Annotated in this window: 4 protein-coding genes and 1 pseudogene; 3 read left to right on the forward strand and 2 right to left on the reverse strand. The window is 69.0% G+C overall.

The annotated features are described in order from the left end of the window. Positions 1–204: pseudogene (locus GT354_RS16065) on the forward strand (hypothetical protein); the annotation flags it as partial. A gap of 84 nt (positions 205–288) precedes the next feature. On the opposite strand, the gene GT354_RS16070 reads toward GT354_RS16065, so the two are convergent. Then, positions 289–1,149 (reverse strand): NAD(P)H-binding protein, encoded by an 861-nt coding sequence (locus GT354_RS16070; protein ID WP_161356996.1) that lies wholly within the window; start codon positions 1,147–1,149, stop codon positions 289–291. A gap of 141 nt (positions 1,150–1,290) precedes the next feature. Between GT354_RS16070 and GT354_RS16075 the strand changes: the two genes are divergently transcribed. Both GT354_RS16075 and GT354_RS16080 read left to right on the forward strand, forming a co-directional pair. After that, entirely contained in the window at positions 1,291–1,785 is a 495-nt protein-coding gene (locus GT354_RS16075) for a helix-turn-helix domain-containing protein (RefSeq protein ID WP_161356997.1), read from the forward strand. Positions 1,786–1,831: 46 nt separating this feature from the next. Further along, positions 1,832–2,209: a VOC family protein gene (locus tag GT354_RS16080; protein ID WP_161356998.1), complete on the forward strand. Its 378-nt coding sequence runs from the start codon at positions 1,832–1,834 to the stop codon at positions 2,207–2,209. Positions 2,210–2,242: 33 nt separating this feature from the next. Here the strand turns inward: GT354_RS16080 and dnaE are convergent, their stop codons facing one another. After that, positions 2,243–5,794: a DNA polymerase III subunit alpha gene (gene dnaE / locus GT354_RS16085; protein ID WP_161356999.1), complete on the reverse strand. Its 3,552-nt coding sequence runs from the start codon at positions 5,792–5,794 to the stop codon at positions 2,243–2,245. Between the last annotated feature and the right edge of the window lie 261 nt (positions 5,795–6,055).

A 6,055-nucleotide genomic window follows, 5' to 3' on the forward strand; every position in this document is an offset into this window, starting at 1 on the left:
GGCGCCGCGGCCGCGGTCCGGGTGGCCGGCGCGGCCGGCCACGCCCCGCCGGTGTCCGCTCGCGGCGTGTGGCTGGCTCGGCACGACACCCTGGTCCGGCTCGCCGACCGCCTCTACGGCACGGACGACAGCCCGCCGGACCTTCTCCGGGCCCAACTGGCCCGCGCGTGGGAGCCGACGGCCTGTCATACGGGTGATTCCTGATGCCGAAGTGCCCCGGGAAAGCGGTACTTTCCACCCCGGGGCACTTCGCGCAGCCGCGGCGAGCGATGCGAGCAGGGCCTGGGCTCAGTTCTTCAGCGTGTTCGCGACGGTGTCCGCGAGCGGCGTGGTCGGCCGGCCGAGCAGGGTCGACAGGTCACTCGTGATGCCGGACAGCGCGCCCTCGGAGACGCGCAGGTCGGAATCGACGATCAGCTCGACCAGGAACGGGGGCAGGCCCACGCTCGTGAGGATGCCGGCGTACTGGTCGGCCGGCAGGTTCGCGAACGCGACCTCCTTGCCGGACTGCTTCGCGGCCTCGGCGGCGAGCTCGGCCAGGCTCCAGTTGGTGTCGCCGGTCAGCTCGTAGACCTTGCCCGCTTGGTCGTCGCTCAGCAGTACGACGGCGGCGGCCTCGGCATAGTCGGCCCGTGCGGCGGACGCGATCCGGCCCTCGCCGGCCGAACCGGCGACCGTGCCGCGCTCGACGGCGTCCGCGAGCGAGCCGGTGTGGTTCTCGGTGTACCAGCTGTTGCGCAGCAGGACGCTGGGCAGACCGGTCTCGGCGATCTTCGTCTCGGTGTCGCGGTGTACGCGGGCCAGGCCCAAGGTGCTCGCGGTCGCGTTGTAGAGCGACGTGTACAGCAGTTGGCCGACCCGCGCCTCGACGGCGGCGGCGACCACGGCGCGGTGCTGGGCGAGGCGGTCGGCCTCGGGGCCGCTGGACGACACGAAGAGCAACTTGTCGGCGCCGGCGAAGGCGTCGACGAGGGTCTCGGGCCGGGAGTAGTCGGCCTCGCGGACCTCCACGCCGCGGGCGGCCAGGTCGGCGGCCTTGGCCGGCGTCCGTACCGCGGCCACGATCTCCGAGGCGGGCGTACCGCGCTGGAGCAGGGCCTCGACGACCAGGCGGCCGAACTGTCCGGTGGCTCCGGTGACGACGATCATGACGGGTTCCTTTCGTAGGCACCGAACTCTCACCGCCGGTGCTGTGCAAAACCATTGCACTAACTTTTTGAAAGTGCAACCCTTTCGATCGTGCTGCGTCGGAGGTAACCTCGGCACATGGAGACGGAGAGGGAGGCTGGGATGGCGACCACAGCGAACGCAGCGACCGCAGCGACATCGGCGACATCGGCGGCGGCAGCGGGCAACGTGGCGACGACCGCGACCGACTGCCCCGACCCCGGCTACGCCCCCGACCCCACACCCGAGTTCGAATTCGACGTGTTCGCGAAGGCGTGCGTGTCCCGCGCGGCCATGGAACACATCACCGGCCGATGGGGCGTGCTGGTCCTGGGTGGCCTGCACGACGGCCCGATGCGCTTCAACGCGCTGCGTCGGCGCGTGGAGGGCGTGAGCGAGAAAATGCTGTCGCAGACCCTGCAGGCGCTGGAGCGGGACGGTTTCGTGGTGCGCGACGTGCACAGCGCGATCCCGCCGCGAGTCGAGTACAGCCTCACCGATCTCGGCACGGCCACCGCAGCCAGGCTGCTCGACCTGATCCGGCACCTGGAGGGCAACATGGCGCAGGTCATGGCCGCCCGCGAGGTGTACGACCGGCTGCACGGCGAAAAGCAGTAGGGCAGCACGCAAGCTCGGTAGGAACGAGAAGCCACGGGGAGCAGTCATGCCGATTCAGCTCAACCACACCATCGTCACCGCGAGCGACCAGCGCGCCTCGGCCGAATTCCTGGCCGGGCTGCTGGGCCTGACGGTCGGCGAGCCGCTGTCGCACTTCCTGCCGGTGAAGACCGACAACGGCGTCGCGCTCGACTACATGCAGGTGGACGCCGCGTCGATCCACCCGCAGCACTACGCGTTCCTGGTGTCCGACGACGAGTTCGACGCCATCCTCGCCCGGATCCGCGCGGCCGGGATCCCGTACTTCGCGGACCCCGGCCACCGCACCCCGGACGCGATCAACACGTGGAACGGGGGCCGGGCCACCTACTTCCCGGACCCGGACGGGCACAACATGGAGATCCTCACCCGGTCCTACGGCTGAGCCCGCCGAGCCCGCCGACGCCGAGCCGGTGGGTCAGACGCTCCACACGCCGGCGCCCAGCATCGACTTGATCTCGCCCGCGAGCCCGCCGCCTTCGGGGTTGACCCGGAAGTCCAGGTTGTAGCGGGTCCGCATCCGCGCGCTCTCCAGGATCAGGTGCACCGGCACGTCTCCGGGGTGCGATGTGAGTACTCGCTTGATGTCGGCCACCAGGGCCGGGGTGACCTTGGTGGTCGGCAGTTTCAGGCAGACCGGGGCCTTGCCGCCGTGTTCGGCCGAGCCGATGTCCAGGGGCGCGAGTTCGGAACCGAAGATGCTCAGCGCGCCGTCGCGCTCGTTGAGCCGGCCCTTGATGCTCACCGCGACGTCCTCTTCCAGGGCGTGCGCGACGAGCGTGTAGGACTGCGGGAAGAACAGCACCTCGATCTCGCCGTCGTGGTCGGCGAGGTTGATCATCGCCCATGGCGAGCCGGACTTGTTGACCTTGCGCTGGATGCCGGTGATCAGTCCGGCGAGTTGGACCACGCCCTCGGTGCGGCCGGAGTTCTTCAGCTCGGCGATCGAGGTGTCGCGGTGCCGGGACAGGATGTGCTCGGCGCCGTCGAGCGGGTGGGCCGAGACGTACAGACCGAGCATCTCGCGCTCGGTGGCCAGCTTGAGCTTGCGCGGCCATTCCTGGTCGGTGAGCGTGAAGTCGAGCCCGACGGCCGGTTCCGCGGTGGCCTCGTCGCCGCCGCCGAACAGGTCGTACTGGCCCGCGGCCTCCTGCTTCTTGAGCCCCACGACCGCGTCGAGGGCCTGCTCGTGCACGTCGACCAGCGCCCGGCGGGTGTGCCCGAGCGCGTCGAACGACCCGGCCTTGACCAGGGATTCGACCGCGCGCTTGTTGCAGGCGGGCAAACCGATCTTGGTCAGGAAGTCGGCGAACGAGGTGAACTTGCCCTTGCCGGTGCGCGCCTCGACGATGTCGTTGATGACGTTGTCGCCCACGTTGCGGATCGCGCGCAGACCGAAGCGCACGTCGGCGCCCACCGCGGTGAAGTCGGCCACCGACTCGTTGACGTCGGGGGACAGGACCCGGATGCCGGCCGAGCGGGCGTCCGCCAGGTAGACGCCCATCTTGTCCTTTTCGTCGCCTACCGAGGTGAGCAGGGCGGCCATGTACTCGGCGGGGAAGTTGGCTTTCAGATAGGCGGTTTGGTACGAGACCAGGCCGTAGGCGGCGGAGTGCGACTTGTTGAACGCGTAGCCGGCGAACGGGACCAGGACGTCCCACACCCTCTGGATCGCCTCGTCGGAGTACCCGCGCTCACGGCAGCCCGCGTGGAAGGGCACGAACTCCTTCTCCAGGACTTCCTTCTTCTTCTTGCCCATCGCCCGGCGGAGCAGGTCGGCCTGTCCCAGGCTGTAGCCGGCCAGCACCTGCGCGGCGCGCTGTACCTGCTCCTGGTACACGATCAGACCGTAGGTGGGGCCGAGAACGTCCTTGAGCGCTTCCTCCAGCTCGGGGTGGATCGGCTCGATCTCCTGCTGGGCGTTCTTGCGCAGCGCGTAGTTGATGTGCGAGTTCATGCCCATCGGACCCGGCCGATACAGCGCGGAGACCGCGGAGATGTCCTCGAACTCGGTGGGCTTCATCAGCTTGAGCAGTGCCCGCATGGGGCCGCCGTCGAGCTGGAACACGCCCAACGTGTCGCCGCGCGAGAGCAGTTCGAACGTGACCGGGTCGTCGAGCGGGATCGACTCGATGTCGACCTCGACGCCCCGGTTCTCCTTGATGATCTTGACCGCGTGGTCGATGATGCCCAGGTTCCGAAGACCCAGGAAGTCCATCTTGACCAGGCCCATGTCTTCGCACGACGGGTAGTCGAACCCCGTGATGATCACGCCGTCCTTGTCCCGGCGGTGCAGCGGGATCAGGTCGAGCAGGGGCGTGCTGGAGAGGATGACCGCGGCGGCGTGCACGCCGGTGCCGCGGGTCAGACCCTCGATGCCGCGCGCGGTGTCGACGACCATCTTCACTTCGGGGTCGGACTCGTACAGCGCGCGGATCTCGCCGGCCTCGGTGTACCGGGCGTGGTCCTTGTCGAACATGCCGGCCAGGGGCATCGACTTGCCCATCACGTCCGGCGGGTAGGCCTTGGTGATCCGGTCGCCGGTCGCGAACGGGAAGCCCAGGATCCGGCTGGAGTCCTTGATCGCGGCCTTGGCCTTGATCGTGCCGAACGTGTTGACCTGCGCGGTGTACTCCGAGCCGTACTTCTCGGTGACGTAACGCACCATCTGGTCGCGCTGGCGGTCGTCGAAGTCGATGTCGACGTCCGGCGGGTTGATCCGCTCGGGGTTGAGGAAGCGCTCGAACAGCAGGTCGTAGTCGAGCGGGTTCAGCCCGGTGATCCCGGTCAGGTAGGCCACCATCGAGCCGGCCGCGGACCCACGCCCCGGGCCGACCGGGATGCCGTTGTCGCGGGCGTACTGGCAGATGTCGGCGACCACGAGGAAGTAGGCGTCGAAGCCCATCGGGGAGATGACCTTCATCTCCATCTCGACGCGGTCGAGCACTTCCTGGCTCGGGTTGTCGCCGAAGCGCCGCTTGAGGCCCTCGGTGATCTTCTTGCGCAGATAGGTCGCCTGGGTCTCGCCCTCGGGCACGTCGAACTGCGGCATCCGGTCGACCTGCTTGAACACGTCGCTGTAGTCGCCGATGCGCTCGGCGATCAGCAGCGTGTTGTCGCACGACTGCGGCAGCTCGCCGAACAGGCGGCGCATCTCGTCCGAGGTCTTGATGTAGTAGCCGGTGCCCGCGAAGCGGAAGCGGTTCGGGTCGGCCTTGTTCTTGCCCACGCCCACGCACAGGAGCGAGTCGTGCGCGTCGGCCTGGTCCTCGGTGACGTAGTGCGAGTCGTTGGTCGCCAGCAGTGGGATGTCGAGCTGCTTGGCGACGCGCAGCAGGTCCTCGCGGACGGTGCGCTCGATGTCGAGGCCGTGGTCCATCAGTTCGAGGAAGTAGTTGTCCTTCCCGAAGATGTCCTGATACGCCGCGGCGGCCTTGACCGCCTCGTCGTACTGGCCCAGCCGCAACCTGGTCTGCACCTCGCCGGAGGGGCAACCCGTGGTGGCGATGATGCCCTCGTGGTGCTCGGCGATCAGATCGCGGTCCATCCGGGGCTTCATGTAGTAGCCCTCCATGGACGCGAGGCTGGAGAGCCGGAAGAGGTTGCGCAGGCCCTGCGCGTTCTCCGCCCACATCGTCATGTGGGTGTAGCGGCCGCCGCCGGAGACGTCCTTGCCGCCCTCGCCGTCTTCGCTCGGCGCGCGTTTGCCGCCGGGGGCCCAGAACTCGGGGCGGCGCGCGAAGCGGGTACTGGGCGCGACGTACGCCTCGATGCCGATGATCGGCTTCACCCCGTGCTTGGCGGCCGATCCCTGGAACTCGTACGCCCCGAACATGTTGCCGTGGTCCGACATCGCCACCGCCGGCATGCCCTGGCGGGCCACCTCGGCGAACAGCTTGTCGTTCTTCGCCGCTCCGTCCAGCATCGAGTATTCGGTGTGGACATGCAGGTGAACGAACGAGTCAGACACGGTGAGTCAGGCTCCTCGGGGACGGCCGGCGGGGACCTCTCACCCTAACCCGGTCGGCGACGTCAACCGGGCGGTAGAGGCAGGTTCCCCAGACCACCACGAGGCGCCGTCACGGGGTCGCGAAGCGTGTCCGCCGCGGCCGTCGCACGGGCGTGTCGAGACGGCCGCCGCCCGAGGTCGGATCCGGCGCCGCGCCGGCTCAGCCGGTGGCGGCGTGCGGGTGGGCGTGGGGGTGCGGGTGCGTGTCGCCCCGGGCCTCCG

Source organism: Streptomyces sp. SID3343, assembly GCF_009865215.1.
In the GTDB taxonomy this organism is placed as follows: Bacteria; Actinomycetota; Actinomycetes; order Streptomycetales; family Streptomycetaceae; genus Embleya.